Here is a 25,092-nt window from a genome sequence, read left to right on the forward strand (position 1 = left end):
ATGTATCAAACACATATATTTGCTAATGGATTACGATTAATCCATAACTATGTTCCGAATAAAGCCGCTTATTGCGGGTTGATTATAAACGTGGGGAGCCGGGATGAACGGGAGGATGAACTGGGAATGGCTCATTTTATAGAACACGTGATTTTTAAAGGTACGGAGAAACGTAAAGCCTATCATATATTGAGTCGTCTGGAAGATGTCGGGGGTGAGTTAAATGCTTACACCACGAAGGAGGACACGTGCGTGTATGCCACGTTTATGGCAAAGGATTACGAGCGTACGTTGGAATTGTTTGCCGACATCGTGTTTCATTCTGTGTTCCCGGAGAAGGAGATAGAGAAGGAGAAAGACGTGGTGCTGGATGAGATAAACTCGTACAAGGATAACCCGGGAGAGTTGATTTTCGACGATTTCGAGGAGCTGATTTATACCGGTTACCCGATCGGACGGAATATCTTGGGTGACGAGGCTTCCGTGGAACGGATCTCCCGGGATATGGTGTTGGATTTCGTGAGACGTAATTATTTCACGAACCGGATGGTGATTAGCTCGGTCGGGGATATCCCGTTCGAGAAGTTGGTGCGTCTGGTGGAAAAGTATTTTTCGCCTTACGAGGCCGGAACTCCATTGAGGAACCGGATTAAGCCGGAGATTTACACTCCCCGTTTCGTGGAGATGGATCGGGACACGCACCAAAGTCATTGTATTATCGGGAATATCGCTTACGATTACACGGAGGATAACCGATTGGCGTTATCGCTGTTGATGAACTTGTTGGGAGGGACGGGGATGAATTCCCGTTTGAATTTGAATATCCGTGAAAAGTACGGTTTGGCTTATAATATCGAGGCGTCGTACACGCCTTATTCGGACACGGGGGTATCCATGATTTATTTCGGTTGTGACCCGGAAAATGCCGAATGGTGTCTGAATTTGTGCAAGAAGGAGATGCGGGCCTTGTATGAAGAAAAGTTGGGACCCTTGCAGTTGAAACGGGCAAAGGCTCAGATGGTGGGGCAACTGGCGATCTCGTCGGAGAATTACGAGAACTTGATGTTGTCGATCGGGAAGAGTTTCTTGATTTACGATAAGGTGGATAGCCTTGAAGATATTTATACCCAGATCGAGGAAATTACACCGGAGTTGCTGATCCGGGTGGCGAAGGAGGTCTTCGACGTGGAGAAGCAATCTGTATTACTATATAAATAGAGACTGTCATGTTGGAAATGGATGCTGAATTGGAACAATATATACTGGCGCATAGCGAGCCGGAGGGGGAAGTGTTGGCCGAGTTGTCAAGGGCGACCCATCTGAATGTATTGCGTCCGAGAATGTTATCCGGGAATTTGCAAGGGCAGTTCCTGAAAATGATATGCCGGATGATAGGCGCCCGTCGGGTGCTGGAGATCGGGACGTACACGGGGTATGCCGCTATTTCGATGGCTGCCGGGTTGGAGGAAGGGGGTGTGCTGCACACGATCGACGTGAACGATGAGTTGGAAGATTTCACTCGCCAATATATTGAAAAAAGCGGTTTGCAAGAGCGTATCGTTTTTCACGTGGGGGATGCTTGTGAGATTATTCCCACGCTGGATGAAATGTTTGACCTGGTGTTTATCGATGCCGATAAACGGGAATATTCGGAATATTACCGCTTGGTGTTTGATAAGGTTCGTCACGGGGGAATCATTGTCGCGGACGACGTGTTGTGGGATGGTAAGGTGGCGGACCCGCGGGTGAAACCGGATGCCCAAACGAAAGGTATATTGGACTTTAATGAAATGGTGCAGGCTGATAGCCGGGTGGAGAATATCCTGTTGCCTGTTCGTCACGGGCTAATGATCGTGAGAAAAGTTTAGAATTTAAAATTTAAAGGCTATCTTTGTTCTATCATCTATTGAAAATTGAATAGCGCATTTTCAATTTTCAATTTTCAATTTTCAATTATTATGAGGCAATATTTAGATTTACTGGATAGGATTTTGACGGAGGGGACGGTGAAAGAGGACCGGACGGGGACGGGAACGATTAGCGTGTTCGGTCACCAGATGCGGTTTAACCTGGAAGAAGGTTTCCCTTTGCTGACCACGAAGAAATTGCATTTGAAGTCAATTATATACGAGTTGTTGTGGTTCCTGAACGGCGATACGAACGTGAAGTATTTGCACGATCACGGGGTGAGTATCTGGGATGAATGGGCAGATGAAGAGGGTGGATTGGGACATATCTATGGTTACCAATGGCGCTCATGGCCTAAGCCGGACGGGACTTCTCTGGATCAGATTTCCCAAGTGGTGCATGACATCAAGCATAGTCCGAATTCCCGTCGGTTGATCGTGAGCGCGTGGAATTCGGGGGATATTGAAAATATGGCATTGCCCCCTTGTCACGCGTTATTTCAGTTTTACGTGGCTAACGGGAAATTGTCCTGCCAATTGTATCAGCGTAGTGCCGATACTTTTTTAGGCGTGCCGTTTAATATTGCCTCGTATGCTTTGTTGACCATGATGATGGCGCAAGTGTGCGGTTTGAAACCGGGAGAATTTGTACATACCTTGGGTGACACGCATATCTACTTGAATCATATCGAACAGGTGAAATTGCAGTTGACACGTGAACCCCGTGCTTTACCCCGGATGGAAATTAACCCGGACGTGAAAAGCATATTCGATTTTAAATACGAAGATTTCACGTTGTGCGATTATAACCCGCATCCACATATAAAGGGGGCGATATCGGTATAATGTAGAATTTAGAGTTTAAAATTTAGAATGAAAAGATTCCCGAAGACGCTCTCTGTCAGAGAAAGCTAAAAGGTAAAAGTTAAAAACTAAAAGTTGAAAGTAGTAAATTTAGAAGCGTTGATTTTGTGGGTAGAAATCTAAAATCATAAATCATTAAATCTAAAATTAATTCGATGGTTTTATCAATAATAGTAGCAGCGGCAGAGAATAATGTTATCGGAAGGGATAACGGGTTGATATGGCGACTTTCGGCTGATTTGAAACGTTTTAAGGCTTTGACCACGGGGCATACGATATTAATGGGACGGAAGACGTTCGAGTCGATCGGTCGGGCATTGCCTAACCGGAGAAATATTGTTATTTCCCGGAATCCGGAATTCGAGGCCGCTGGATGCGAGGTAGTGCATAGCGTGGAGGAGGCTTTGGAGTTGACGAAAAATGAAGACGAGGTGTTCGTGACCGGGGGCGGGACGATTTACAAGAAGTTGTGGGATAAAGCAGATCGGTTGTATCTTACTGTTGTCCATCAGGAATGCGAGGGCGATACGGTGATTCCGTCTGTTGACCCCGAAGTTTGGAGAGAGGTCGCGAGAGAAGTGGGGAAGGCGGATGAGAAAAATGAATGTGATTACACGTTTATAAATTACGAGCGGGTAAAATGATTGATTACCAAATTAATCCGAAATACAAGTCATTGGAAAAGGCCATTCTGGATATTCCTCGTCGTTTTGATCGGGAAGGAGAGGTCATTGATAATAAGCGGAACGTGATTAAGATATTGGAGGTGGAAGGAGAACGTTTTAACGTGAAATCCTTTAAGACACCCAATGTCATTAATCAATTCGCGTATGCTTACGTGCGGAAGGGAAAGGCTCAACGTTCGTTCGAGTACGCGAATACGTTGTTGGAGAGGGGTGTGGATACCCCGGAACCGATTGCTTATATCGTTTATCGGAATGTCTTCGGGGTAACCCGTAGTTTTTATATTTCCCGGCAGGAAGAGTATGACTATACTTTTCGGGATTTGCGGGTGAAACGTCCGGCTGATCTGGAATTTATTTTACGGGAGTTCACCCGGTTCACGTATCATTTTCACACGCAATCCATCTATTTTATCGATCATTCACCGGGGAACACGTTGATCCGGAGAGAGGGTGAACGGGTTCATTTTATGTTGGTTGACTTGAACCGGATCAAGTTCATGACGATTTCCCCGTTGGTGGGATTGAAGAACTTTTACCGCTTGAATGCAACAGATGATATGATTGATATTATCGCGGACGAATATGCCCGGTTGACACATTCGGACGCGATGGAAATGACCCGCCTGTTGAAAGAGTGGACTCATGCCCACGATGAGCAGGTGCTCAAACGGAAAGCCAAGAAGAAGAGTTAGTTTATCTTCTTTTGACTTTGCCGAACTTCTTGATACTGGTGTATTTACGCCAAAGATTTAATTTTCGTTTCTTGGGTACTCCGTGGCGGGAGATATAGTCTCTGGCGGCGTCAAGCATACGGTGGCAGACTTTCCCGTCCAGATAGGGGTCGTAGTTGTCGATGATCCATTTGCGTTTTGAGGCGAGTGCTGCATCTTGAAGTACGAGATCGAAGGCGTCGGGAAGATCTTCCGGATGTTGAATATCCAGCCAGTAAATATCTTTGGCAATGGTTTTGTACGTGATGACTGGTTTGTCGAGTAGCAAGAATTCGTACACGGTCGAAGAGGTGTCACTAATCATGACATCGGCCATGATCTGGTATTTCGTGATATTGTGATCCTCTACCCAAAGCATATTTTCATGTTTCTCGGCCAATTGCCTGTATGCTTCCATCCATTCACTCCGGGTTAACGGGTGAAATTTCAGAATGAGTAAGACATCTTTTTCCCGGGCTAATTTTTCCAGTCCCTCTTTTATGAATGGCAAGGAAGTTAACGATGGAGAAAAGGTTGGGGCATACAAGGCCAATTTGCTTTTCCGGTGCTTTCGGAGTAGTGCGTTTTTTTCAGCGTCAAAAGTGTGGAGATTTTCATAAATCCAGTCTTGGCGAGGCCATCCTGTTTCTACAACTTCAAAATCCTTGTATTTTTTGGCAAGTGCTTTAAAGCCTTCCGTGAAGAATGGGCCTTGGGTAAAATAGGTGTCAAAATAACGGCGGATTACCCAATGATCCTTTTTCTCGGCAGCGTAGCCGTGAAAGATTTGTATTTTCACTCCCGGCAAATAGTAGGGAACGATGTTGCAGGGAACGAATAGGACATCCGGGGAAAAATCGTAGATTTCCTGTATGCTGTTTGTCCATTTCACCTCGTCTTTTAACGGAAAGTCCGGAATATTTTTAGGTTGAACATACCATATCACGGAATGTCCCCCTTCTTTATTGGCCTCGACTTCGAGAGGTTGTAAAATATTTATCGCGTATTTTTGTTCGCAAAATAGTACAATTTTCATGCTTGTAGGTGTTTGGGTATTCGATTGATGGCGTCGTGAAAATCTTCGGGAGTGTCAAGCTCCATGGAGAAATAGGCGCTCGTGTCCACCGGATAGAAATATTGTCCTCGTGCAATCAAGCGTTCGAAGGCTAATTCATAAAAAACATTATCCAGTTTTTCGTGTAGGATCATGTGTTCCAGTTCTTCGTGTAGGGCAAGGAGATAGGCATGAGATATTTTTTCAATGCCGATGGATTCACCGATGGCCTTTTCTATGGAACACGTTTTGCTGAGTTCCGTGATTTGATTTTTCCCGTTCACGATGACTTTGATCTCTTCCTCCCCGAGTTTATGACTGTCCAGTGCCAGGCAGTTAGCATGAGGGGCATCCCGTAATATTTTTATCATGAGCGGATCAAATAAAATGTCGCTGTCAAGTAGAATAATTTCTTTTTCCTGTTGAACTTCGGGTAATGCCAGCCACAAGGAATATATGTTATTGGTGGTGGCGTAAAGTTCATTGTGGATGAATTTGACGCTTAAAGAAGGGTAGCGAGTTTGCACGAAGGATTCCAGCATTTCATGCAAGTATCCGGTAACGATAACAATTTCACGGATATTATTTTCCAATAAGGCATCAATCGTTCTTTCCAACAAAGAACGATCGCCTATTTTTAGCAGGCATTTCGGCCGATCGTTTGTGAGCGGTCGTAACCGGGAGGCAATGCCCGCGGCAAGGATTATAGCTTTCATACACGTTGCCGGGTTAGGATGGGGTTGACACGACTTCTTTGATGGTGTCTATCACCAAACGGTTTTGTTTTTGGGTTCCCAACGTGATCCGCATGTGCGTGTTAATATCTTCCTCGTTCATGAACTTGATGATTAGGTCTTTCGCTTTGAACGCGTTCTGTAATTGGGATTTTAATGAAATCGGGTATTTCACCAGAATAAAGTTTGCTTCCGAGTGATACACTTTGAATCCTTCCAAGGCACCGATTTCCCGCATATAGGTTTCCCGGTCTTCTGCCATGAGGTCTGCCACGTTCTGATAATAATCGTTTGCTTTCAATACGGCAATACCGATTTCTTCGGAAAGTCGGTTATAACCTAAATATTTCGTGCTGTAATTCAAGAACGAGGACAAATTCTTCCCGATAAAGGCAAAGCCGAGACGTAATCCGGGAAGTCCGTAGAACTTGGAGAGGGTCCGGATGATCAGTAAATTCGGGAACTCTTCAATGAGTGGTTTTATGTATGATGTGTCTTTATTGCTAAAAGACGCGTAAGCCTCGTCAATGACAATGGCTGTTTCCCGGGGAATAAAGGAGAGAATTTCGTGTAACTCTTCTTTTGACAAGGAATTTCCGGTCGGATTGTTCGGGGAGGCAATTAACACGATTTCCGGGTTTTCCCGTTCTACCGTTTCCCGGATGCTCTGAATATCATATTTGAAGGTGTTTCCGTCCTCGAATAGCGGGTAGAAAATGGTTCGTCCGTTTACCTCATCTGCGATGGATTTGTAGTACCACCATGAAAATTTAGGGATTAATAGTGTTTTTTGTTTTTGGCCACCGGATAGGAAGTAGTGAACGACTTGTTTTAATATATCTTCTCCACCATATCCCAAAATGACTTGTTTTTCCGGAATATCATATAGTTCGGCGATGTAATCGGATAGAATACTCTTTTTGCCTTCATCGTAAATTCTTGTGTAAAAACATAATTTGTCCGGATCAAAGTTTCTTAAGACTTTTTCAATTTCCGGGGCGGGACCGTAGTTGTATTCATTGCGGTCAAGGTATGCAATTTTCTTTCCCATCATAAATTGATCGTTTGTTGACATTTTTCTGCATGTAATTTTCTCCAAGAAGAATAAGCGCAACTAGCTGATTAACAGCTGTGATTAATAAATGAGTGTTTGTTTGTATTTGTTGAGTTTATTGGTTAAATTTGCGTATTATTAAACGATCATTTATTAATTTTAGCAATTTGCTGTTTTCTATCTTTTGGAGATAATAGTGATTATTGGTGTTATTATCTTTGCAAAGATAAAAACTTTCCTCTATTTATGATGAGAAATTGTGAACGAAATGGTAGTGTATCTATTTGTTATATAATAATTTGAGTGCTTAAAATCGTTCATTTTGAGGCCGTGTGGCGGGGTCCGAAAGGAAAATACTTTACCTGCCAACGGGTTTGTAATTTTCGAAAAAGATTGAGCGGTTTTCTTTTAATTTTCCCCTTGTACTTGGCGATAAAGTCATCCACGGCATCGAGAATGCGGGCTGAACAGCGCCCATCTCTATAAGGTTGATGACTATCGGTGTATTTTCGGATATTATCCATTAGTTCTTTGGGATGCGTTAGGGCTTTTTCAATAGCAGGTTCAATCAACTCGGGGGAATCTACATCGATAAGATAATTCCCCGGAGACGTGTTTTTGTAAGTTACGACAGGTTTGTCAAAGAACAGGAATTCGATGATGATGGATGAACTGTCACATAGGAGGACATCCGCTTTTTGCAGAAGTTCCACGTTATTATCTCCATCGTAGAAACTGACGTTATCTAATGAATTGGCCAGATTCTTGTATTTTTCCACGATTTCCGGAGACATTTTCGGATGGAAGGTAATTAACCATTGCCAGTTTTTTTCTTTGGCCAACCGTGCGATTTCATCGTATAAATGGGGGGTAGAAGTTATGCCGGGAGTAAACGTTGAGGCGTATAGAATAGTCGGTACCGGATTTTTTTCTTTCGGGACGAGCGGAAAAAATAGATCGGTTTTACTCCAACCAGTTTCATATACCTTGAAATGCCGATATTGTTTTTCAAGTTCCAGAAAATGAGGGGTGGAAGTACTTCCTTGCGTGCAGAATATGTCGAATAATCCCCGGATGCGGAAATGATCGCCTCTTCCGGGACGCTTGTCTATCGAGAAACCATGAAAAACTTGGACTTTAACACCGGGAAAGAAATCATGTACCTTATTCCCCGGGGCAAAGACGGCAATCGGATTGTATTCCATGACTTCTTTGATTGTTTTCAATTGTTTTTCCCCTTCATGTAAATATTGATCACAAGGAGAGGTGAAGAACCATGCGACATCATCTCCTCGTCGCCAAATCTCTGATTGGATGGGTCTTAAAATAGGATAAGCGTATGATAACGAAACAAAGAATAAATACCTTTTCATAAACTGCCGATTTATTTTGGAACAAAGATAAAAAATATAATTTTTTCGAATAGGAATATCTCGAAATAAAGCTTTATGGCCGAAATAAAGTTGTTATAAGATCTTAAAGGGGATTTGCATAGGGAAAGGTTATAATTGGAATACTTTTTGCTATTTTTGTAATAATAATTGGATTGAAAAAGGGTATTATGTTATTTGCAGAATTATGCTATCGGATTTTTGAGGAGAGTACGTCATGTTATCACGTGCAGGATTGTGTTGATGCTGACATGGAAAATCCATACGAGTATAAATCAATCGAATATTATTTATTTCTCAAAAATTGGGTAGATGCAGTCCAGTGGCATTTGGAGGATGTCATTCGAGATCCGGATATAGACCCCGTAAAAGCGTTGGAAATCAAACGACGTATAGATCGGTTGAATCAACGTCGGACGGATTTGGTCGAATTGCTGGATGGATATTTCTGGGATAAATATAAAAACGTGAGAATCTTATCTTGTGCTACCGTGAACACGGAGAGTCCGGCATGGGCGATAGACCGGTTATCTATTTTGTGTTTGAAAATTTATCACATGGAACAGGAGGTGCAGCGTAGAGAGGTTGCTCAAGTACATGTGAAGGAGTGTGATGATAAGCTGAGCGTGTTGCTGGAACAGAAAAGAGATTTAATACTCGCGATCAATCAACTTTTGGAAGATATAGAAACGGGACGTAAATACATGAAAGTCTACAAACAGATGAAAATGTATAACGATCCGGAATTGAATCCCGTATTATATAGAAAAGGGCAAGGATTATGAGTGTAAAAAAAGTATTGGTGATTCGCTTTAGGAGAATAGGAGATGCGGTATTGTCAGTCGTGATCTGTAGCTCTATTCGAAAAAGTTTTCCGGAGGCGGAGATTCATTACGTGTTGAATGATCATATTGCTCCTTTGTTTGAAAATCATCCGGATATAGATAAGATTATCACCTTTTCAAATGAAGAAAATAATCATTTCTTTAAATACTTGCGAAAAGTCCGGCAGTTGATGAAAACGGAACGCTATGACGTGATCATCGATACTCGTGCCACGATAAAAACTTTATGGTTCAGTGCCTTTTCTTTAAGAACGAAATATCGTATCGGAACATCTAAATTTTATAATCATTTTTTTCATAATTACCGGGTGCGTAATCACGTGAATGATGACTTGGACGAAGTTGTGCGAAATCTGTTATTGTTACAGCCCTTGGAGCGAGAAGGGAAGTTGGTAATGACCACTGATTTCCGGTTGTACGTGACAGAACAGGAAACGGCAGAATTCAAGAGCTACATGGAACAAGAGGGGATTAATTTTTCCCGCTTTATCGTGGTATGTACTCCTTTTACCAGAGTGGCGAGGAAGGCTTGGGATATGGCGAAAATGAAGGAGATATTGTCTCGTATCATTCAGCGTTATGATGCCCAGTTGATTTTTAATTATTCTCGGGAAGAAAAGGCTGCGGCTTTGACATTGTACGAGGATATGGGGAAAGACGAGCATATTTTTATTAATATAGAGGCCGATTCGTTACGGAAATTGGTATCCATGCTGGAAACAGCCGATTTCTTTTTTGGAAATGAAGGTGGCCCCCGGCATATCGCGCAGGCGTGTCACTTGCCGGGACTGGCTATTTACCCGCCTTGGGTTGAACTACCTAGATGGCTGCCGTCCAATGATCCGCGTTATCAGAGCGTGAGTCCTTTTGATATGTTTCCCGGGCAGGTAATTGAGGGGAGAACGGAAAAAGAGTTATTTGATCTACTTTCCGTGGAATACGTGTGGGAACGTCTGCAACCTATGATGGATGAGGCTTTCATTAATTGTGCTTTTGAATGAGTGACGTGTTTTTACCTATACTATAAATTCATCGCGAAAATGTCGGTAAGACGATAAATTTCTTTAATTTTGTTTTCGATAGATGGAGTGGTAGAATTTAACAGGTATTGGAAAGAATACTAAAGATGATTTTATGAGTAAGGTTATAACATACGGCACTTATGATGTTTTGCATCAAGGTCACATAAATTTATTGAAACGGGCGAAAGAACTAGGTGATTATCTTATTGTAGGTGTGACGTCTGATCGTTTTGATCGGGAGCGGGGTAAACTCAATGTCAAAAATAATGTCTTGGAGCGCGTGGAGGCCGTCAGAAAAACAGGTTATGCCGACGAGATTATTATTGAAGATTACGTGGGGCAAAAGATAGATGATATACAAAAATATAATATAGATATTTTTACTGTCGGTTCCGATTGGGTGGGTAAATTCGATTATTTGAATGAATTTTGTAAAGTGGTGTACTTGCCTCGTACGGAAGGAGTGTCATCAACCCAAATAAGAAATGAATCTCAACAGATCGTGCAGCTGGGGGTTGTGGGAAGTGGACGAATTGCAAACAGGTTTATTCCTGAAGCAGGATTCGTGAATGGCATTTCCATTACGGCTGTTTATAATCCCATGCGAGAGGATGCTTTGCAGTTTTGTGAAAGATTTAGCGTGACGAATTACGATTCATATGAAGGTTTTCTAAGTGCGATTGATGCCGTGTATATTGCATCACCTCATCTCACGCATTATGAATATATAAAAATGGCATTGATGGCCGGTAAGCATGTTTTGTGTGAAATCCCAATGGTCTTGAGCGGGGAGGAGGCCAAAGAACTCTACTCGCTGGCTGAAGAAAAGCGCTTGGTATTGCTTGAAGCATCTAAAACAGCCTTCTGCCCGGCATGGAATCATTTACTCACGCTTGTGAAAAGTGGGGTGATCGGGGAAGTGGTTGATGTCAAGGCTTCTTTGTCAAAACTCGTGCCCAATAACGTCAGAGAGATGGATGTTAATCAGGCTGGTGGTAGTGTTACAGAACTAGCCCCATTCCCTTTGATGGCTATCGTGAAGTTGCTTGGCAAGGATTATTTAGGGATGCATTTCTTTTCAAAAATGCAGGATGGGGTGGATATTTTCACGAAAGGTGAAATCGTTTATGGGAACGCGGTTGCTTCCATCACGCTGGGTTTGGGAGTGAAAACTGAAGGCAATTTGGTCATTTCGGGTACAAAAGGATACGTGCTTGTTCCATCCCCTTGGTGGTTGACGAATTATTTCGAGGTGAGATACGAGGATCAGAATTTGAATAAGAAATATTTCTATACTTATCAGGGTGACGGGTTACGTTATGAGATTCAGGAGTTCGTGACGATGGTGTTGAGCGGGCGGACAAGTAGCTACAAATTGAATCATAATGAATCAATCACGATCGCCAAGATTATTGGTAGTTACCGAGATTCGAATAATACAACATATTTAAAATAGGATTGTAGTATGAAGTATGCAGTTGTAACGGGAGGTACAAAAGGTATCGGGTTGGGGATTGTAAAAGTATTGTTAGAAAGAGGTTTTCACGTGTTTACGAATTACGCTCGTGATAAAGAATCGGCAGAACGGGTGGGACAAGAGTTAGAACAATGGAAGGATCGTTTGAGTATTGTTCAAGCCGATCAAAGTGATAAGGAGTCTTTTGCACGATTTGTTCAATTCGTGAAGTCTAAGGCCGAGTCCATAAGTTGTATTGTTTGTAACGCGGGGATGACCATACGGAAACCTAACATGGAAATTACGGATGAGCAATGGGAACAAGTGATGCAAGTGGCTGTTAATTCTCACTTTTATTTGATCCGGGATTGTTATGAAATGATCGAGCCTGATTCCCGGATCATTTTCATAGGCTCAATGATGGGAGTATTGCCTCATGGAACATCGTTGCCTTACGGTGTTTCTAAAGCGGCAGTTCATGCTCTTGCAAAGAATCTAGTTAAGGAATTTGAGGGAACGGGAACCACCGTTAACGCTATTGCTCCCGGCTTTGTTGAAACCGAGTGGCAAAAGAATAAGCCCCAAAACATTCGGGAAAATATTTATGGTAAGACTGCAATAAAAAGATTTGCAGCCGTTGATGAAATTACAAACGCTGTTGCTTTTTGTCTGGATAATCAATTTGTAAATGGCTCCGTTATCGAGGTTAGTGGAGGCTATTGTTTTAAATAAATAATAAGGGGCTGAATTTGCCCCTTGTTTTTATGCTTTTATGCTATTGTTTAGCTCTAGTAATTTGTCAACGATCCTTGGTGATACTTTTCCATCCACCGCACCCATGACATAGTGGATCAATTCTTCTCGTTTGGCCTTGTTTTTATCCGTTCCGGCAAGGGCCTCTTGTGCATTTTTCACCATATTTTGATACCTTTTTGGGGTGTCCGCCACTTCCCATAGATAGAAATTTTCCGTGTCTAATCGCTTTCTCGCTTTGTGAGGAAATAAGCGATCATGCAATCTGTATCTCAAAAACATATTGACAATAGCCGGTTTGCCTATTCCGGCAAACTCGAATACGGCACTTGACATATCGGAAATCATTAAATCGGAAGCGTTTAAAAATGGCAGAATATCTGTTTCGTTAAAGTGGGCTAGGTACACGTTCGGGTATTTGGCCCACGTTTCTAGACGATGTAAATCTCTCCGGTATCTTTTTCGCAAAAATAGATGAGAGTGCGGTTTTAAAATGATATTATATTCGGCAAAGTCTTCCGGGAATTTCTTACCCATTTTCAAGATGGATGACGGGTAAAAAGTGGGAGCGTACAGTATGGTTTTTTTGTTTATGTCTAAATGACAGCTTTGGAGAAATTTGATACGATCTTCTTCTGTTAATTGAAAGTAATTATCCAGTTTAGAATATCCGGATATATAATAGATTGATTTTTTCTCCGGGAAGAGTTCGAGTAACCTGTCTTCCATGAATTTTCCATCCAAGAAACGTAAATCTACATCATTCAGATCCGGAGCGTAATTGACCGTTTTCCCGCCCCACGTGCCGTGCATGATGAGGGCAGATTTTTTGAATGGGGTCGAAATGTGACGCGGGGCATTCCCGAAAACCATGATATTACACTCCCGGTGCTCTTCATCAAGACAATACGTGAATCCCTTTTCTTGGCAATACTTGATGGATTCTTCCCGTTGATTCAATTCATCCCTTCCCCTGTTTTTAGGGATAATGATGACGTATGATATGTTTCGTTTAATGATTTCTTTGATGACGGGTTCGAAGTGAGGGATATAATATAGTTTCTCAAGATAAAAGCCGATCGTGTAATTTTCCATACGTAATTGTTGGTATATCTTTTCTCCTTTGATTTCGTGTTGAAAACGATCAAAAAACGATCGTTTATTGATAGACAAAATTAGGGAATAACAATGATAAATGCAAATGAATAAGGGCCTATTATCTGTCTTGATAGCTAGATTGTTGTGCGTTTTCTTGATAAAAGACAAATGTTAAAAGATTGAATGTTAAAAAACGATCGTTTTTTATAATATTATAATGGTTATAATGCAAATGTCAATGATGAAAATATCGCTTATTATATCCACGTATAATCGACCCAGTGCGTTGAAATTGTGCTTGGAAAGCGTTAAGCGGCAAAATCGGTTACCTGATGAAGTTATTATTGGGGATGATGGTTCCGGGGATGAAACCGCAGCTTTAATTCGTGAATTTCAAAAAGATTTTCCTGTACCGTTATTACATGTGTGGCAGGAAGATAAAGGATTTCGTGTCGGGAAAATACGGAATAAATGTATTGCAAAAGCCAAGTACGATTATATCGTACAAGTGGATGGCGACATGGTTTTGCATTCAAGTTTTATAACGGATCATCTTTCGTGTGCTCGTAGGGGATATTATATAAAAGGGGGCCGGGTGAATATAACTAGAATGGAGACAGAACGATTATGTAATCGTGAATATACCCCGTTAGGATTTTTTACATGGGGCTTGACGAGAAGGGAAAATGCGATTCACTGTCTATTTTTGGCCAAGTGCTTGGCTCCGTATCGTAAAACTCGTCCGGGATTAGGATGTAATACTTCTTTTTGGCGGAAAGATGCTTTGCGAATCAATGGCTATGATGAATATTACGTTGGATGGGGTGGGGAAGATTATGATTTCAGCGTGCGTTTGTTGAACGTGGGTTGTAAAAAAATAGCATTAAAATTTGCCGCCATTGGGTTTCATTTGTGGCATGAAGATAAATACATGGAGAATCGGAAAAAGAATTTTGATTATTACAATGAGAAGGTCGAGCAAAAAGCGACATGGTGCGAAAATGGGATCGATCAATATTTAAAAGATAATAACGAAATGTGATGAAAAGCATTTTTTATTACATGGAGTGTTATATCCGTCTTTTGAAATACAGACGACGTTTCTATAAAAAACAAAAGGCGTTAGGGTTTATTCCAGATATAAGGTCAACCGACGAGACATTGGATAAAATATTACGGGAGCATTGTTCTGTCAGTCGATTTGGGGATGGAGAGTTCAATCTTTTACGTCAGAAAGGGAATGGATTTTGCGCTTTTAATCAATCCTTGGCCAAAAGATTACAAGAAGTGCTAACGGCACCCCTTCCCTGTCATATTGTTTGTTTACCTTATGCGCTTGTTTCACGAGAAAACTTGAACTTGCGTACGAAAGTTTTCTGGTTATCTTATTTTATAAAAGCGTACGATGTTTTCATTCGCTATCTGAAATCGGGATACGTGTATTACGATGCCTCGTTTACTCGATTTTATTTTGCGTACAAGGATAAACGTGTATGTGAGGGGTATTTGGAAAAGATACGACAAATATGGTTTGATCAGGATATTCTCTTGATAGAGGGTGAATATAGTCGTTTGGGAGTAAATAATGATCTTTTTATTCACGCTCGTTCATTGAAACGGATTTTATGTCCCGCGAAAGATGCTTTTGAGAGATATGTTGATATAATGTGTGCCGCTCGAAAATATGGAAGTAATAAATTGATTCTTGTTGCTTTGGGGCAAACGGCAACCGTGTTGAGCTATGATTTGGCTAAATTAGGTTATTGGGCGATTGATATAGGGCATGTTGATATTGAATACGAGTGGTTTTTACGGGGTGCGAAAGATAAACTTCCGGTAGCCGGGAAGTATGTTAATGAGGCAAAAGGTGATGTTTTTCGTGAAAAGAAAATCCAGGATGAAAATTACGAGAAAACGATTGTAGAACGCATTTCCGGTTTATCATGTTAAAAATGTTCGTGCGGGAGAAAACGTGGAGATTATTATTCCTGCTTGTCGGTTTTTTGTCGGGAGGCCTTGGAATATTATACGGGATGACTTTTCATTATATTCTTTTGAGCATGGTGTTGTTTTACGCCATCTTGGATTGGGATTCATGTGTGGAGCGGTTACATGCAGGACGAAAATATATATTGGTGTTCATCGGTTATTTCCTGTATTTAGTTCTACAAACGTTTTTCTTATTTTGGGATTCCGGTATAGAAGGAAATGCGCATTATGGCATATTCGAGACGACACTGCTTAATTTTATTTTGGTACCCGTGTATGTTGCCATGTTAAAAGGATGGTTGACGGTTCCTTTACTGAAACGTTTCCTGTTTTTATTTTGTGCGGGATGCGTGTTATTGAATGGGTATATCGTGTTCGATTTATTGGCAGGAGAAGCATTCTCGAATGCTCAGGAAGCTTTAGGGCGTTTATACATAAATCGTTTTGGCGAGAATAAAACCTCTCTCTTGGGAGGAAATTTATTGCTGGAGCCACAAGTTTTTTACATCGTTTTGGCGGCGCTGGTTTCGTACGGGTTGATTTTTTGGAGTGGTCGGAAGCGTGTGAAGTTGGCGTGTGGCATCATGTTTCTGTTGTTACTATTATTCTTGTCATTCACCGTGTCGAAAGCCGGTATTTTGGCCTTTTCTCTCGGTTTTATAGTAATGAATATATGTTTTATGAAACAAAACGCATGGAAGTTTTGTTGGGTATTTTCTGTTTGTGTATTGTGCATAGGTTTTATGTTGTTTGCATCAGATAGTTTTGAACAGAAATATAAAGAGAGGGTGGACGAAGTTTTAACCGAAGTTATGAATGTCAGGCAAGGCATTTATGACGGGAGTACGATTGCGCCTAGAATTGGGTTTGTTCGGGAAGCTTATAGGCATGCTAACGAATTTGCAGTTTGTGGGTTAGGAGTTTATGCTAAGGAGCGGGTGAAGATCTGGTTGCGGGATTCGGATGCGGGGCTTGGAGAATTTAGGAACGTGCATAATACATTTTTACATTATTGGATACAGGGTGGCATTTTAGGGATCAGTTTGGTCGTGTTTCTTTGGGGTGTACCGCTCTACTGCATGGTGAAAAATCGGAAATATTCTTATCTGATAATTTCCCTTGTGGTCGTTGTTGTCATCACGAATAGCACCTGTATTTTATTGGATTTGAATAATTCGAGATTGATAATTGTGTTATTGTCTTCCATGTTTTATTTTCATGGGGATGTTTTTTATGAATTAGAAAAAAGTTGATTGTTCCCAAATAGATTTTTCCCGTATTTGATAATCAAGTGAATATCAAATCATGTATATTTGTGCCATAATTGAAGATTATGGATCAAATGGTAAGGTTTCAGAAGTATTTTTTTCTTGCGACAGGTTTCTTGTTGGGAAGTTTAATCCCCTTGTTTGGCAATGCGTTTAATTTTATACTCATTGTTTTCATGTTTGTGCAGATTGGCATGAATCGAAAGGAAGTATTGGCAAACTTGCGGCAAGAGCGAAAATATTTGTGGGCGATGATTATTTTCTTGGGTTATTTTTCCTTGCACACGATGATTGTGTTGTTGAAAGGGAATCCTGTTGCGGAACCAAGTTACGGTACATTCGAAATCTTGATCTTGAATTTTATACTTGTTCCCGTGTATGTTACAACTTTCAGGAGCTGGCTAACACCTGAATTATTACGACGATTTCTAACTTATTTTTGTATAGGATGTTTCTGCATAAATGTTTATATCTTTTTTGCTTTAACCGGGACAAAATTATTTTCAGATCCGGTAGGGACGTTAAATTTGATATACAATACGCGATTTGGAGAAAATCGATTCGTGTTAGGGGATAAGTTCTGGTTAGAGATTCAGGCATTAATGCTCGCCGTGTCGGCACTTATATCTTATTTCTTGATCATCAAGGAAAGACAAAATGGAAAGAAAATCATGTTCATATTTTTGTTTTTGGCCTTGCTTGTTTTTCTTTCATTTACCGTTACCAAATCTGCTATTATAGGATTTTTGGCTGGATTTTTTGTGCTTAATATTTATTTGTTTAAAAGGTCCTGGGTAAAAGTACGTTATAAACTAGCAACGGTTATATTGATCGTTTTATGTGGCTTTGTCTTGTTGGATAACGTCGCCATGTATGAAGCAAGGATGCAAGAGGTCAGGGAGGAAATCGAGAATGTTAGGAGGGGGGAGTTCTCGGGGGGAACTATCGTTCCCCGGGTTGCATTTATTCGGGAGAGTTTTAAGCATTTTGATGAATTTGGTCTGTGGGGATTGGGGGTTTCTACGAAACATCGTATAAAAGCATGGTTCGATGCCTCTGACATGAATATTGCTCGCTATAAAAATGTCGGAAATATTTTTCTACAGTATTGGGTTACAGGTGGAATACCGGGCTTGGCTTTTGTACTTTTTTTATTTGTCGCACCGGTTTACAGGATGATCCGGAAAAAAAAGATTTCTTATTTGATTATAGGCATATTGCTCCCATTTTTTGCGGTGAGTAATACATGCGTTACCCTCTCTTGGGCCAATTCCAGGTTGTTCATGTTACTCTTTCTGGCTATGTTTTGCTTTTACGGTGATCTTTTCGCCCGACTTGAAGAGTTTTCGGAGGATGAACCTGCTTTTGACAAGAGTTCGATATAACTCACCGTGTTTTTATTGAATTTGCATTAGGTCGTTTATTCGTTACCTTAAAATACCCCTAATCTCGTGTTTCTACATTTACAGGTTTAGAAATTTTCAATAAAAAATAGGTTTGAATTAATGTGAAATATTGTTGTTGAGATGTTATGATGTTGGCATCATATGGTGAGCCGCTCCCATTCCGCTCCCATTCCTCCTCTATTCCGCCCCTATTATAATAATGAAATATTAAATTAAAATAGTAGTTGTTAATGTAGGGGATAAGTCTATTATAACAATTTAGATATAGGATAATAATTCCATCAGATGGAAATTTTATCAGAATGCTCACTTTACTGGGACAAATCATCGCATACTCAAATCACTCGCTAGCGAGGTTGAGTATGCGGGATAAAAATGTGAGATCGAAGGGACAAAAGGGAAACTTCCCTCCAAACGGGATTATAACGTGAGTTTAATACCCTAAAATGGGGCGAAGGAAAAACAATTACTTGTGTCGAACTTGTATTATTTAATAAGTTTACCCTTGCGACTAAGTTTAATCGTGAATCCGAAATTATCTTTAAACAGATCTCCTAAATCGCCGTAGATACCTGTTTCCACGGCAAACGGTAAGTTTTTGAATGGCAATGTTACTTCCAATGCTCCGGAGAATTGATTCTTTTTCATGGGACTTCCGTAAATACCGTAGTTCCTGGAATAGGAAAGCATGAGTTTATAGGGAGTGGTTTGCCACGCCATACCTTTCATCCCGATGTGGTGGGCTATAACTCGGTTGTTAATGATTCGGGTGATACCCCCGGAAAGACCGGGCGTCATGAACGGGCTACCGATAACTCTCTCGTATAAAGTCCATCCACTTCTGTATTCGCCATTGTTGAAATAGTTGTCGCATCCGCCAAGTATTTTTCGGCCATAGAAGTGACTGTTCGGGTCTTGTTTCTCCATTTCTTCCGGGGTGGCGGGACGGTCATGCCGGGAGCCGGATTGGTATTTCGTGTAATAGAATTCATAAATAACGTCCGTGATCCATTGATCCTTTTTCTTGGAACCATAATAAAAACAATAAGTTCCATCCGGGAAAGAGCGAAAATCCGTACCCGAACCATCTTCAAAAGGGATGTCGTGGTAGAAAGATAAAATATAGTTGTCTGCCAAATAATTAATGGTCAAATGTTCCCTTCCCAGGTGATTTCCTAACGCATTGATCGAATCGCTTACACTGGCCCCGGTTCCTCCTTCTTTGGCACAAATGATTCGGATATAATCCTTGAATGATGAAGGTTGTTTGCCTCTATCGGGAGAGGTTCCTGCCCATTGAGCCCAATGTTCAAGGCCGACAATGATTTCCCAGCGTTGATGAGGCTTTATTTTTAAGAAAGCTGATTTGTTGTGTAAACGGGTGTCTTCCACGTAACGATCGTCAATCATCATGTAGTCTGCCCAGTTGAATTTAATAGATAAAACTCCTTTGGTACAGGGAACTTTCATGTATTCACTATTCAAATTATATCCCGGGAAAGTTCGGGAGTTTCCGGAACGGATGAAATTTCCGTTCGTAGAGGAAATACCGTTATATTCTTCCTTGGGATGAATCATTCCGAGGTCTAGGCGAAGATTCCGCCAGCGTGCGCTCGCGTAAAGCTGGTCTAAAATAACGTTGTTGTCCGGACGGGATAAAAATCCTGCGGCAGATACTCCATAAGCGAATTGAATTTTATGGCGATCCGTGAAATCCGAGAAAAGACCTACTTCCAGTAAGGCCCCGTTTCCGTTGGGAATTAAACCATGTTTGTTGTTTATTGCCCAAAAGGGTAATGTATTCTGGTATGCCACGAATCCTGTAAGTGAAGTTTTGTAGTCAACACTTCGTTCTTGTCCCTGCGAGTAAAAAAATAGTAGGGACATCAAGATGGATAATGCTGTTTTTTTCATTTCGCTGTTTTACGCACGTCGTTATTTTTGCTGGGACAAAAGTAACTTTTCTATGATAGAAATATCTTCTTTGTAAGTTAATTTAATATTAAATGGTAAACCTTTGGTTATTTTAATGTGAATCTCCGGCATATATCGTTTAACAACCCCACAATCGTCCGTGCTGAAAAATTCGGGGTCCGTCAGCGCCTTGTTATAGGCTGCTGTTAAGATGTCAGAATGAAATCCCTGAGGGGTCTGAACCTGAAAGAGTGTGGAGCGATCCGGGATGTTGTTCACGAATTGGCGAGAGGTATCGCTTTGTAATATCGTGTCGGTTGAAGGTATTGCCGTGGTGCAGGCTTTGTGGTTTTCGAGTGTTTCAATGACACTATCTATGATTTGCGACGTGACTAGCAGGCGAACAGCATCATGGATGATTAAATTACATTTCTCTTCTTTATACACGTTTAAGGCGGCGAGAGTAGAGTGATAGCGTTCTTTGCCCCCCGGGACAATGTGTTTCACTTTTTGAAATCCTTCAAGGCGAACAATTTCTTCCGTTTCCTTGATGTAATCTCTGTGTACGACAATGATAATTTCATCAATGCGTTCATGTTTTTCGAATGTGTGAAGCGTGTGTGCCAATACGGTTTTCCCGGCAATTACGATGAATTGTTTGGGTAACTCGCTTCCTAGCCTTCGTCCGGAACCTCCGGCTAGAATTACTCCGATATTTTTCATTCTCTTGATCCTGTTTTTAACCTTTTATTTTTGAGGAATTTCAGATGTTAACACGAATTCCAATTCTCCGCCGTTCATGATCTCGTCATGAGTAATCCAAGTACGATTGAGTTCGTCTCCATTTAGCAAGACTTCCTTCACATAGATATACTGATCATTTTCCCGGTTTGCTTTAATGACAAATTTACGGTCTTGTCCCAGCTTGATGGTTACTTTCTTAAACATGGGTGTTCCCAGTTGATATTTACCGTCACTAGGGTTCACGGGATAGAAACCCATGGCAGAGAAAACATACCATGCAGACATTTGCCCGCAATCTTCATTGCCACAAAGTCCGTCGGGACGATCCGTGTAGAGTTCCCGTCTGATTTTATCCACGTAATATTGTGTTTTGTTGGGCGTATCCGTGTAATTGAACAGGTAAGCCACGTGGTGAGAGGGTTCGTTCCCTTGGGCGTACTGCCCGATCAACCCGCTAATGTCGGGAGAAACATTGTCCCCCTCGATGGTTGAGGGTAGGGTGAACAAACTGTCCAGTTTGTTGGCGAAAGCGGCTTTTCCCCCGTGTAACGCTATAAGTCCCTCCACGTCATGTGGTACAAACCACGAATATTGCCACGCATTTCCTTCGGTGTAATCATCATCCCTGTGGGCCGAGGCGAAGGGGGAAAAAGGCGTTTTCCACTTCCCGTCGGAAAGCTTTGCCCGCATGAACCCGGTAGAGGAATCGAACACGTTTTTATAGTTCTTAGAGGCTTCCATGAAATAGAGGTAGTCATCTTCTTTATTCAAAGCTTTGGCCATTTGAGCCATACACCAGTCATCATAGGCGTATTCGAGGGTTTTGGAAACAGATTCTTTTTCGAGGTCACAGGGAATATAGTTATAAGTTCTGAATAGTCTCAGTCCATTCCCTTGGGATAGAGACGTTTCTTTCATGGCCTCGTAGGCTTTTTCAACATCGAAATCCCGAATGCCTTTCAAGTAAGCCTCCGTGATGATGGGGATGGCGTGATTCCCGATCATGCAATGACTCTCGTTGCCCATCAGTTCCCAGTTCGGGAGCAAGCCGTGAGCCTCGTAATGGCGAATGAATGATTTTATCATGTCATTTACCCTGTTCTTCTGGGTGATCGTGAATAGGGGATGAGCGGCACGGAAGGTGTCCCACAATGAAAATACGGTGTATTGATTTGCTTTACCCACACTATGAATTTCTCCATCCGGTCCTTTGTAATTCCCGTGTGCGTCAGAGAAAAGATAGGGAGCCAGGTAGGCATGGTACAATGCCGTGTAAAAAACTCTCATTTCTTCTTTGCTGGCACCTTCCGCTTTAATCTTGGATAATGTTCGTTTCCATCGTTGTTTTGCCTCCCGTTTCACTTTGTCAAAACTCCAATGAGAAAGTTCTTTGTCTAGGTTTGCGGCGGCCCCCTCGCAGTTTGCGGAGGAAAGGCTTACTTTCACGAGGACCTTATTGGTGGTTGTTCCGAAATCGATGAATGCGTATCCTTGATTGGAAACCAGTTTCTGCCCGTTCTTTAATAATTTCAGCGTGTCATTTCCAGCCCAGACATCTACATCTTGGGAGAATTCCATGAAAAAGTAAACGTTATGTTCTTTTGCCCATCCGGTTGACTTCCGGTACCCTTGTATGGTCCGGTTATTGATTTTCTTGATTGAGGTCATCACGGTCCGGTCCCAGTTACGTGCGGTTGTCAGGTCGAGAGTTAATCCGTAAACCGAGTTGGTCGGGTATTGATAGGAGTGCATCCCGCAACGAGAGGTTACCGTTAACTCGGTTTTAATCCCGTTGTCGAAGGTCACGCTATAATATCCCGGTTCAGCCGTTTCATTGGCATGAGAGAATTTGGCATATCCTTTCGTGATGAAATCAATTGCTTTTTCTCCTGCTTGCGGGCGGGTCGTGACAGGCAACAGGCGAATGTCCTGTAAGTCCCCGATACCTGTTCCGCTCAAGTGCGAATGGGAAAACGAGGATATAATACTATCGCTGTAATGATAACCGGAACACCACTCCCAGCCACTTCTTGGATTATCCGGACTAAGTTGGATACCACCAAACGGGACGGTCGCCCCCGGGAAACAATGTCCCTGACCGGCAGTGCCGATGAATGGATCAACAAAATCCGTTACTCGAGTTTCTTTTTCTCTTTGGCAAGATGTCAAAAGGCCGATAAAACAAAGCAGGAGTAGAAGGAGTCGTGTTCTCATGGTGTTTAGTCTAATTGTTTAATTCAGTCCATACAAGTGCGGATGCTCCATAAATGGCGGCATTCGTGGGAAGAGACGAACGAAGTATTTTGATTTTTTGTTTAAATATATATAGCATATTGGCTTCCATTTGTTCCTGTGTGGTTTTGAAAAGCCATTCGCCCGCGTTGGCAACCCCTCCTTGAAGGAATATCGCTTCCGGGCTGATAATGGCTACTAGGTTAGCCAAGGCTTTACCCAGTTGCTCGCCCGTGATCCGGAAGGCTTCCAAGGCGATCGGGTCTCCTTTTTGTGCCGCGTCATATACTTTTTTGGCCGTGATTTCCGTGTAAGGAATATCTCTTAATGCGCTAGGCGTATTTTCCAAGGCGAGTAATTCGCAGGCGGTGCGCTTTATTCCGGTGGCAGAGGCGTATGTTTCCAAGCACCCCCGACGTCCGCAATTGCAGTATCTATCCCCACCACAAACTAGTGTGTGGCCTACTTCACCTGCCAGCCCGTCATGCCCGTACACTAATTTCCCGTTTATCACGATGCCACTTCCCAAGCCTGTTCCCAGCGTGATCACGACGAAGTCTTTCATCCCTTTTGCCCCGCCGTACACCATTTCACCGATAGCGGCTGCTTTCGCGTCATTCGTGATAAAAGCGGGTACGCCAAATTGTTTGGTCAGAAGTTCTACCATCGGGATGGTCCCTTTCCAGGATAAGTTTGCTGCGTTTTCGATGGTTCCGTTGAAGTAGTTCCCGTTGGGAGCGCCAACCCCGATTCCAACAAGTTGTACGTCTAAGTTGTCCAGTTCTTTCTTCACTGTTTTGTACAGGTCCTGAACAAAATCTTGTGGCGTGTTATATGCAGTTGTGGGTAATGAGCCATTTGCCAGACAGTTACCGCTTTTATCAATGATGCCGAATGCGATATTGGTTCCTCCAATATCAATACCTAGTGAGACAGTTGTTTGCATAATAATATATAAATTTGACAACAAAAATAATTGCAACCTAATGCGTGGTTAAAAGTAATAAAAAAAAATAAGAGACCGATGGGGCGATCTCTTATTTAATTACTAACTACTAACCTAAACATACAAACTTATGAAAAAAAACTGTGTCTTCTATCTGTTTTCTACATTACAAAGATAGGGGGTATTCCTATATTCGATAGTTAATAGATCGTTAATCTTTTCTGTAAGGAGATTTAAATCCTGATGAAGATGTGGAACGGGATAAACCTTCGGGAATCAGAGTTTCAAGTAAAAATCTTTGGTGAGGTTTGCGTAACTCTCGTGAAGTATATGTCTCTCTATTTCAAGAGTTATTGAATCTTCTACGAAGTGTTTTTTTACTTTCGAGAGTTCGATGAGTTGACGTTTTGGAGCCTTGTCGGGAGTGGGGTAAACTGTTGATAATTTGTTAACAAACCATTTTTTCCCCTGGGTTAATTCTATAAAATGTTTGGCTTCGTTAACAGGTAGTATGACACAAAGTTTGCCTTCCGGTAAGAGTAAATTGTCGCTAACTTGGAGAAGATCCTCGTGTGATAATGTTTCGCAATGCCGGGCTAACGTGCGATTGAGTTCCGGGTTTTTAGTAGAATTGATAAAGAAAGGTGGGTTACAAACAATGATGTCGTATTTATACGGGGGAGCAAATGCTTGTACTTCACCTTGAAAAAGATGGATACGTTCCCGCCACGATGTACTGTTTGCGTTCTCCCGTGCCTGTTCAAAAGCTGCCGGATCAATTTCAATAGCATCAATAATTAATTCGGGATTGCGTTGTGCTGCCATGATGGCTATAAGTCCGGTTCCCGTACCGATATCAAGCAAACGTCGTGCATGGGTTACATCAGTCCACGCTCCCAAAAGGACACCATCCGTGCCGACTTTCATGGCACATCTTTCTTGCCGAATGGTGAATTGTTTGAATTGAAAATAGTCGTTTGCCATGACGGGATAATGGGTTTGTAAAGTTTGAAAGTTTA

General features: G+C 41.8%; 23 protein-coding genes. 13 read left to right on the top strand and 10 right to left on the bottom strand.

Annotated features, from left to right (window positions below; all coding sequences use genetic code 11):
- From F1644_RS17830 to F1644_RS17850, 5 genes are all read left to right on the top strand, one after another.
- On the top strand, nucleotides 1-1,218 hold the full coding sequence (locus tag F1644_RS17830) for a M16 family metallopeptidase (protein WP_168044106.1): 1,218 nt from the start codon (nucleotides 1-3) through the stop codon (nucleotides 1,216-1,218).
- 8 nt (nucleotides 1,219-1,226) lie between these two features.
- The gene (locus F1644_RS17835; protein ID WP_168044104.1) at nucleotides 1,227-1,868 is read left to right on the top strand and encodes an O-methyltransferase; all 642 of its coding nucleotides are present in this window, start codon (nucleotides 1,227-1,229) and stop codon (nucleotides 1,866-1,868) included.
- Between the two features lie 90 nt (nucleotides 1,869-1,958).
- Nucleotides 1,959-2,753: a thymidylate synthase gene (locus tag F1644_RS17840; protein WP_168044102.1), complete on the top strand. Its 795-nt coding sequence runs from the start codon at nucleotides 1,959-1,961 to the stop codon at nucleotides 2,751-2,753.
- A gap of 173 nt (nucleotides 2,754-2,926) precedes the next feature.
- A complete protein-coding gene (locus F1644_RS17845; RefSeq protein WP_118304372.1) occupies nucleotides 2,927-3,415 on the top strand; it encodes a dihydrofolate reductase in 489 nt (162 codons plus the stop codon).
- Nucleotides 3,412-4,149, top strand: a complete 738-nt coding sequence (locus tag F1644_RS17850) for a Kdo domain containing protein (RefSeq protein ID WP_168044100.1) — start codon at nucleotides 3,412-3,414, stop codon at nucleotides 4,147-4,149. Before F1644_RS17845 ends, F1644_RS17850 begins: the two co-directional genes overlap by 4 nt.
- 1 nt (nucleotide 4,150) lies before the next feature.
- Here F1644_RS17850 and F1644_RS17855 read toward each other — a convergent pair whose 3' ends face one another.
- The 4 genes from F1644_RS17855 to F1644_RS17870 all read right to left on the bottom strand — a co-directional run bounded on the left by F1644_RS17855 (nucleotide 4,151) and on the right by F1644_RS17870 (nucleotide 8,382).
- Complete coding sequence (locus F1644_RS17855) at nucleotides 4,151-5,203, bottom strand: CDP-glycerol glycerophosphotransferase family protein (protein ID WP_168044098.1); 1,053 nt, start codon at nucleotides 5,201-5,203, stop codon at nucleotides 4,151-4,153.
- On the bottom strand, nucleotides 5,200-5,937 hold the full coding sequence (locus F1644_RS17860; RefSeq protein WP_168044096.1) for a phosphocholine cytidylyltransferase family protein: 738 nt from the start codon (nucleotides 5,935-5,937) through the stop codon (nucleotides 5,200-5,202). The genes F1644_RS17855 and F1644_RS17860 overlap by 4 nt, the downstream gene beginning before the upstream one ends.
- A gap of 13 nt (nucleotides 5,938-5,950) precedes the next feature.
- The gene (locus F1644_RS17865; protein ID WP_087421307.1) at nucleotides 5,951-7,006 is read right to left on the bottom strand and encodes a pyridoxal phosphate-dependent aminotransferase; all 1,056 of its coding nucleotides are present in this window, start codon (nucleotides 7,004-7,006) and stop codon (nucleotides 5,951-5,953) included.
- Nucleotides 7,007-7,326: 320 nt separating this feature from the next.
- The gene (locus F1644_RS17870) at nucleotides 7,327-8,382 is read right to left on the bottom strand and encodes a CDP-glycerol glycerophosphotransferase family protein (RefSeq protein ID WP_168044094.1); all 1,056 of its coding nucleotides are present in this window, start codon (nucleotides 8,380-8,382) and stop codon (nucleotides 7,327-7,329) included.
- 188 nt (nucleotides 8,383-8,570) lie between these two features.
- Between F1644_RS17870 and F1644_RS17875 the strand changes: the two genes are divergently transcribed.
- The 4 genes from F1644_RS17875 to F1644_RS17890 all read left to right on the top strand — a co-directional run bounded on the left by F1644_RS17875 (nucleotide 8,571) and on the right by F1644_RS17890 (nucleotide 12,455).
- Nucleotides 8,571-9,185: a DUF4254 domain-containing protein gene (locus tag F1644_RS17875; RefSeq protein WP_118304367.1), complete on the top strand. Its 615-nt coding sequence runs from the start codon at nucleotides 8,571-8,573 to the stop codon at nucleotides 9,183-9,185.
- Complete coding sequence (locus F1644_RS17880) at nucleotides 9,182-10,246, top strand: glycosyltransferase family 9 protein (RefSeq protein ID WP_168044092.1); 1,065 nt, start codon at nucleotides 9,182-9,184, stop codon at nucleotides 10,244-10,246. The genes F1644_RS17875 and F1644_RS17880 overlap by 4 nt, the downstream gene beginning before the upstream one ends.
- A gap of 133 nt (nucleotides 10,247-10,379) precedes the next feature.
- Entirely contained in the window at nucleotides 10,380-11,723 is a 1,344-nt protein-coding gene (locus tag F1644_RS17885) for a Gfo/Idh/MocA family oxidoreductase (RefSeq protein WP_168044090.1), read from the top strand.
- Between the two features lie 9 nt (nucleotides 11,724-11,732).
- Entirely contained in the window at nucleotides 11,733-12,455 is a 723-nt protein-coding gene (locus F1644_RS17890) for an SDR family NAD(P)-dependent oxidoreductase (protein WP_168044088.1), read from the top strand.
- Between the two features lie 30 nt (nucleotides 12,456-12,485).
- Here F1644_RS17890 and F1644_RS17895 read toward each other — a convergent pair whose 3' ends face one another.
- Nucleotides 12,486-13,571 carry a CDP-glycerol glycerophosphotransferase family protein gene (locus F1644_RS17895; protein WP_147378873.1) on the bottom strand — a complete coding sequence of 362 codons (1,086 nt, stop codon included), beginning with the start codon at nucleotides 13,569-13,571 and terminating at the stop codon, nucleotides 12,486-12,488.
- A gap of 241 nt (nucleotides 13,572-13,812) precedes the next feature.
- On the opposite strand from F1644_RS17895, the gene F1644_RS17900 reads away from it, so the two are divergent.
- The 4 genes from F1644_RS17900 to F1644_RS17915 all read left to right on the top strand — a co-directional run bounded on the left by F1644_RS17900 (nucleotide 13,813) and on the right by F1644_RS17915 (nucleotide 18,216).
- Complete coding sequence (locus F1644_RS17900; RefSeq protein ID WP_087421308.1) at nucleotides 13,813-14,616, top strand: glycosyltransferase family 2 protein; 804 nt, start codon at nucleotides 13,813-13,815, stop codon at nucleotides 14,614-14,616.
- Nucleotides 14,616-15,524, top strand: a complete 909-nt coding sequence (locus F1644_RS17905) for an SP_1767 family glycosyltransferase (RefSeq protein ID WP_118304362.1) — start codon at nucleotides 14,616-14,618, stop codon at nucleotides 15,522-15,524. Before F1644_RS17900 ends, F1644_RS17905 begins: the two co-directional genes overlap by 1 nt.
- Nucleotides 15,518-16,816 carry an O-antigen ligase family protein gene (locus F1644_RS17910; protein ID WP_168044086.1) on the top strand — a complete coding sequence of 433 codons (1,299 nt, stop codon included), beginning with the start codon at nucleotides 15,518-15,520 and terminating at the stop codon, nucleotides 16,814-16,816. The genes F1644_RS17905 and F1644_RS17910 overlap by 7 nt, the downstream gene beginning before the upstream one ends.
- A gap of 80 nt (nucleotides 16,817-16,896) precedes the next feature.
- Nucleotides 16,897-18,216: an O-antigen ligase family protein gene (locus tag F1644_RS17915; protein ID WP_229128358.1), complete on the top strand. Its 1,320-nt coding sequence runs from the start codon at nucleotides 16,897-16,899 to the stop codon at nucleotides 18,214-18,216.
- Between the two features lie 507 nt (nucleotides 18,217-18,723).
- Here F1644_RS17915 and F1644_RS17920 read toward each other — a convergent pair.
- From F1644_RS17920 to F1644_RS17940, 5 genes are all read right to left on the bottom strand, one after another.
- Complete coding sequence (locus F1644_RS17920; protein WP_229128357.1) at nucleotides 18,724-20,151, bottom strand: capsule assembly Wzi family protein; 1,428 nt, start codon at nucleotides 20,149-20,151, stop codon at nucleotides 18,724-18,726.
- A gap of 21 nt (nucleotides 20,152-20,172) precedes the next feature.
- A complete protein-coding gene (gene ispD / locus F1644_RS17925) occupies nucleotides 20,173-20,874 on the bottom strand; it encodes a 2-C-methyl-D-erythritol 4-phosphate cytidylyltransferase (protein WP_118304360.1) in 702 nt (233 codons plus the stop codon).
- Nucleotides 20,875-20,898: 24 nt separating this feature from the next.
- Nucleotides 20,899-23,109, bottom strand: a complete 2,211-nt coding sequence (locus tag F1644_RS17930) for a GH92 family glycosyl hydrolase (protein WP_118304359.1) — start codon at nucleotides 23,107-23,109, stop codon at nucleotides 20,899-20,901.
- Nucleotides 23,110-23,119: 10 nt separating this feature from the next.
- Complete coding sequence (locus F1644_RS17935; RefSeq protein ID WP_087421051.1) at nucleotides 23,120-24,073, bottom strand: ROK family protein; 954 nt, start codon at nucleotides 24,071-24,073, stop codon at nucleotides 23,120-23,122.
- A gap of 276 nt (nucleotides 24,074-24,349) precedes the next feature.
- Entirely contained in the window at nucleotides 24,350-25,057 is a 708-nt protein-coding gene (locus tag F1644_RS17940) for a tRNA1(Val) (adenine(37)-N6)-methyltransferase (RefSeq protein WP_118304358.1), read from the bottom strand.
- Between the last annotated feature and the right edge of the window lie 35 nt (nucleotides 25,058-25,092).

This window comes from Butyricimonas paravirosa, assembly GCF_032878955.1.
GTDB lineage: Bacteria > Bacteroidota > Bacteroidia > Bacteroidales > Marinifilaceae > Butyricimonas > Butyricimonas paravirosa.

Excerpts from the sequence above, each read along its gene's own strand:
- F1644_RS17940 (WP_118304358.1), bottom strand. The coding sequence starts at position 25,057 with ATGGCAAACGACTATTTTCAATTCAAACAATTCACCATTCGGCAAGAA.
- F1644_RS17850 (WP_168044100.1), top strand. The coding sequence starts at position 3,412 with ATGATTGATTACCAAATTAATCCGAAATACAAGTCATTGGAAAAGGCC.
- F1644_RS17875 (WP_118304367.1), top strand. The coding sequence starts at position 8,571 with ATGTTATTTGCAGAATTATGCTATCGGATTTTTGAGGAGAGTACGTCA.
- ispD (WP_118304360.1), bottom strand. The coding sequence starts at position 20,874 with ATGAAAAATATCGGAGTAATTCTAGCCGGAGGTTCCGGACGAAGGCTA.
- F1644_RS17840 (WP_168044102.1), top strand. The coding sequence starts at position 1,959 with ATGAGGCAATATTTAGATTTACTGGATAGGATTTTGACGGAGGGGACG.
- F1644_RS17935 (WP_087421051.1), bottom strand. The coding sequence starts at position 24,073 with ATGCAAACAACTGTCTCACTAGGTATTGATATTGGAGGAACCAATATC.
- F1644_RS17915 (WP_229128358.1), top strand. The coding sequence starts at position 16,897 with ATGGATCAAATGGTAAGGTTTCAGAAGTATTTTTTTCTTGCGACAGGT.
- F1644_RS17830 (WP_168044106.1), top strand. The coding sequence starts at position 1 with ATGTATCAAACACATATATTTGCTAATGGATTACGATTAATCCATAAC.
- F1644_RS17930 (WP_118304359.1), bottom strand. The coding sequence starts at position 23,109 with ATGAGAACACGACTCCTTCTACTCCTGCTTTGTTTTATCGGCCTTTTG.
- F1644_RS17920 (WP_229128357.1), bottom strand. The coding sequence starts at position 20,151 with ATGAAAAAAACAGCATTATCCATCTTGATGTCCCTACTATTTTTTTAC.
- F1644_RS17890 (WP_168044088.1), top strand. The coding sequence starts at position 11,733 with ATGAAGTATGCAGTTGTAACGGGAGGTACAAAAGGTATCGGGTTGGGG.
- F1644_RS17870 (WP_168044094.1), bottom strand. The coding sequence starts at position 8,382 with ATGAAAAGGTATTTATTCTTTGTTTCGTTATCATACGCTTATCCTATT.
- F1644_RS17885 (WP_168044090.1), top strand. The coding sequence starts at position 10,380 with ATGAGTAAGGTTATAACATACGGCACTTATGATGTTTTGCATCAAGGT.
- F1644_RS17895 (WP_147378873.1), bottom strand. The coding sequence starts at position 13,571 with ATGGAAAATTACACGATCGGCTTTTATCTTGAGAAACTATATTATATC.
- F1644_RS17865 (WP_087421307.1), bottom strand. The coding sequence starts at position 7,006 with ATGGGAAAGAAAATTGCATACCTTGACCGCAATGAATACAACTACGGT.
- F1644_RS17900 (WP_087421308.1), top strand. The coding sequence starts at position 13,813 with ATGATGAAAATATCGCTTATTATATCCACGTATAATCGACCCAGTGCG.
- F1644_RS17860 (WP_168044096.1), bottom strand. The coding sequence starts at position 5,937 with ATGAAAGCTATAATCCTTGCCGCGGGCATTGCCTCCCGGTTACGACCG.
- F1644_RS17835 (WP_168044104.1), top strand. The coding sequence starts at position 1,227 with ATGTTGGAAATGGATGCTGAATTGGAACAATATATACTGGCGCATAGC.
- F1644_RS17855 (WP_168044098.1), bottom strand. The coding sequence starts at position 5,203 with ATGAAAATTGTACTATTTTGCGAACAAAAATACGCGATAAATATTTTA.
- F1644_RS17845 (WP_118304372.1), top strand. The coding sequence starts at position 2,927 with ATGGTTTTATCAATAATAGTAGCAGCGGCAGAGAATAATGTTATCGGA.
- F1644_RS17880 (WP_168044092.1), top strand. The coding sequence starts at position 9,182 with ATGAGTGTAAAAAAAGTATTGGTGATTCGCTTTAGGAGAATAGGAGAT.
- F1644_RS17905 (WP_118304362.1), top strand. The coding sequence starts at position 14,616 with ATGAAAAGCATTTTTTATTACATGGAGTGTTATATCCGTCTTTTGAAA.
- F1644_RS17910 (WP_168044086.1), top strand. The coding sequence starts at position 15,518 with ATGTTAAAAATGTTCGTGCGGGAGAAAACGTGGAGATTATTATTCCTG.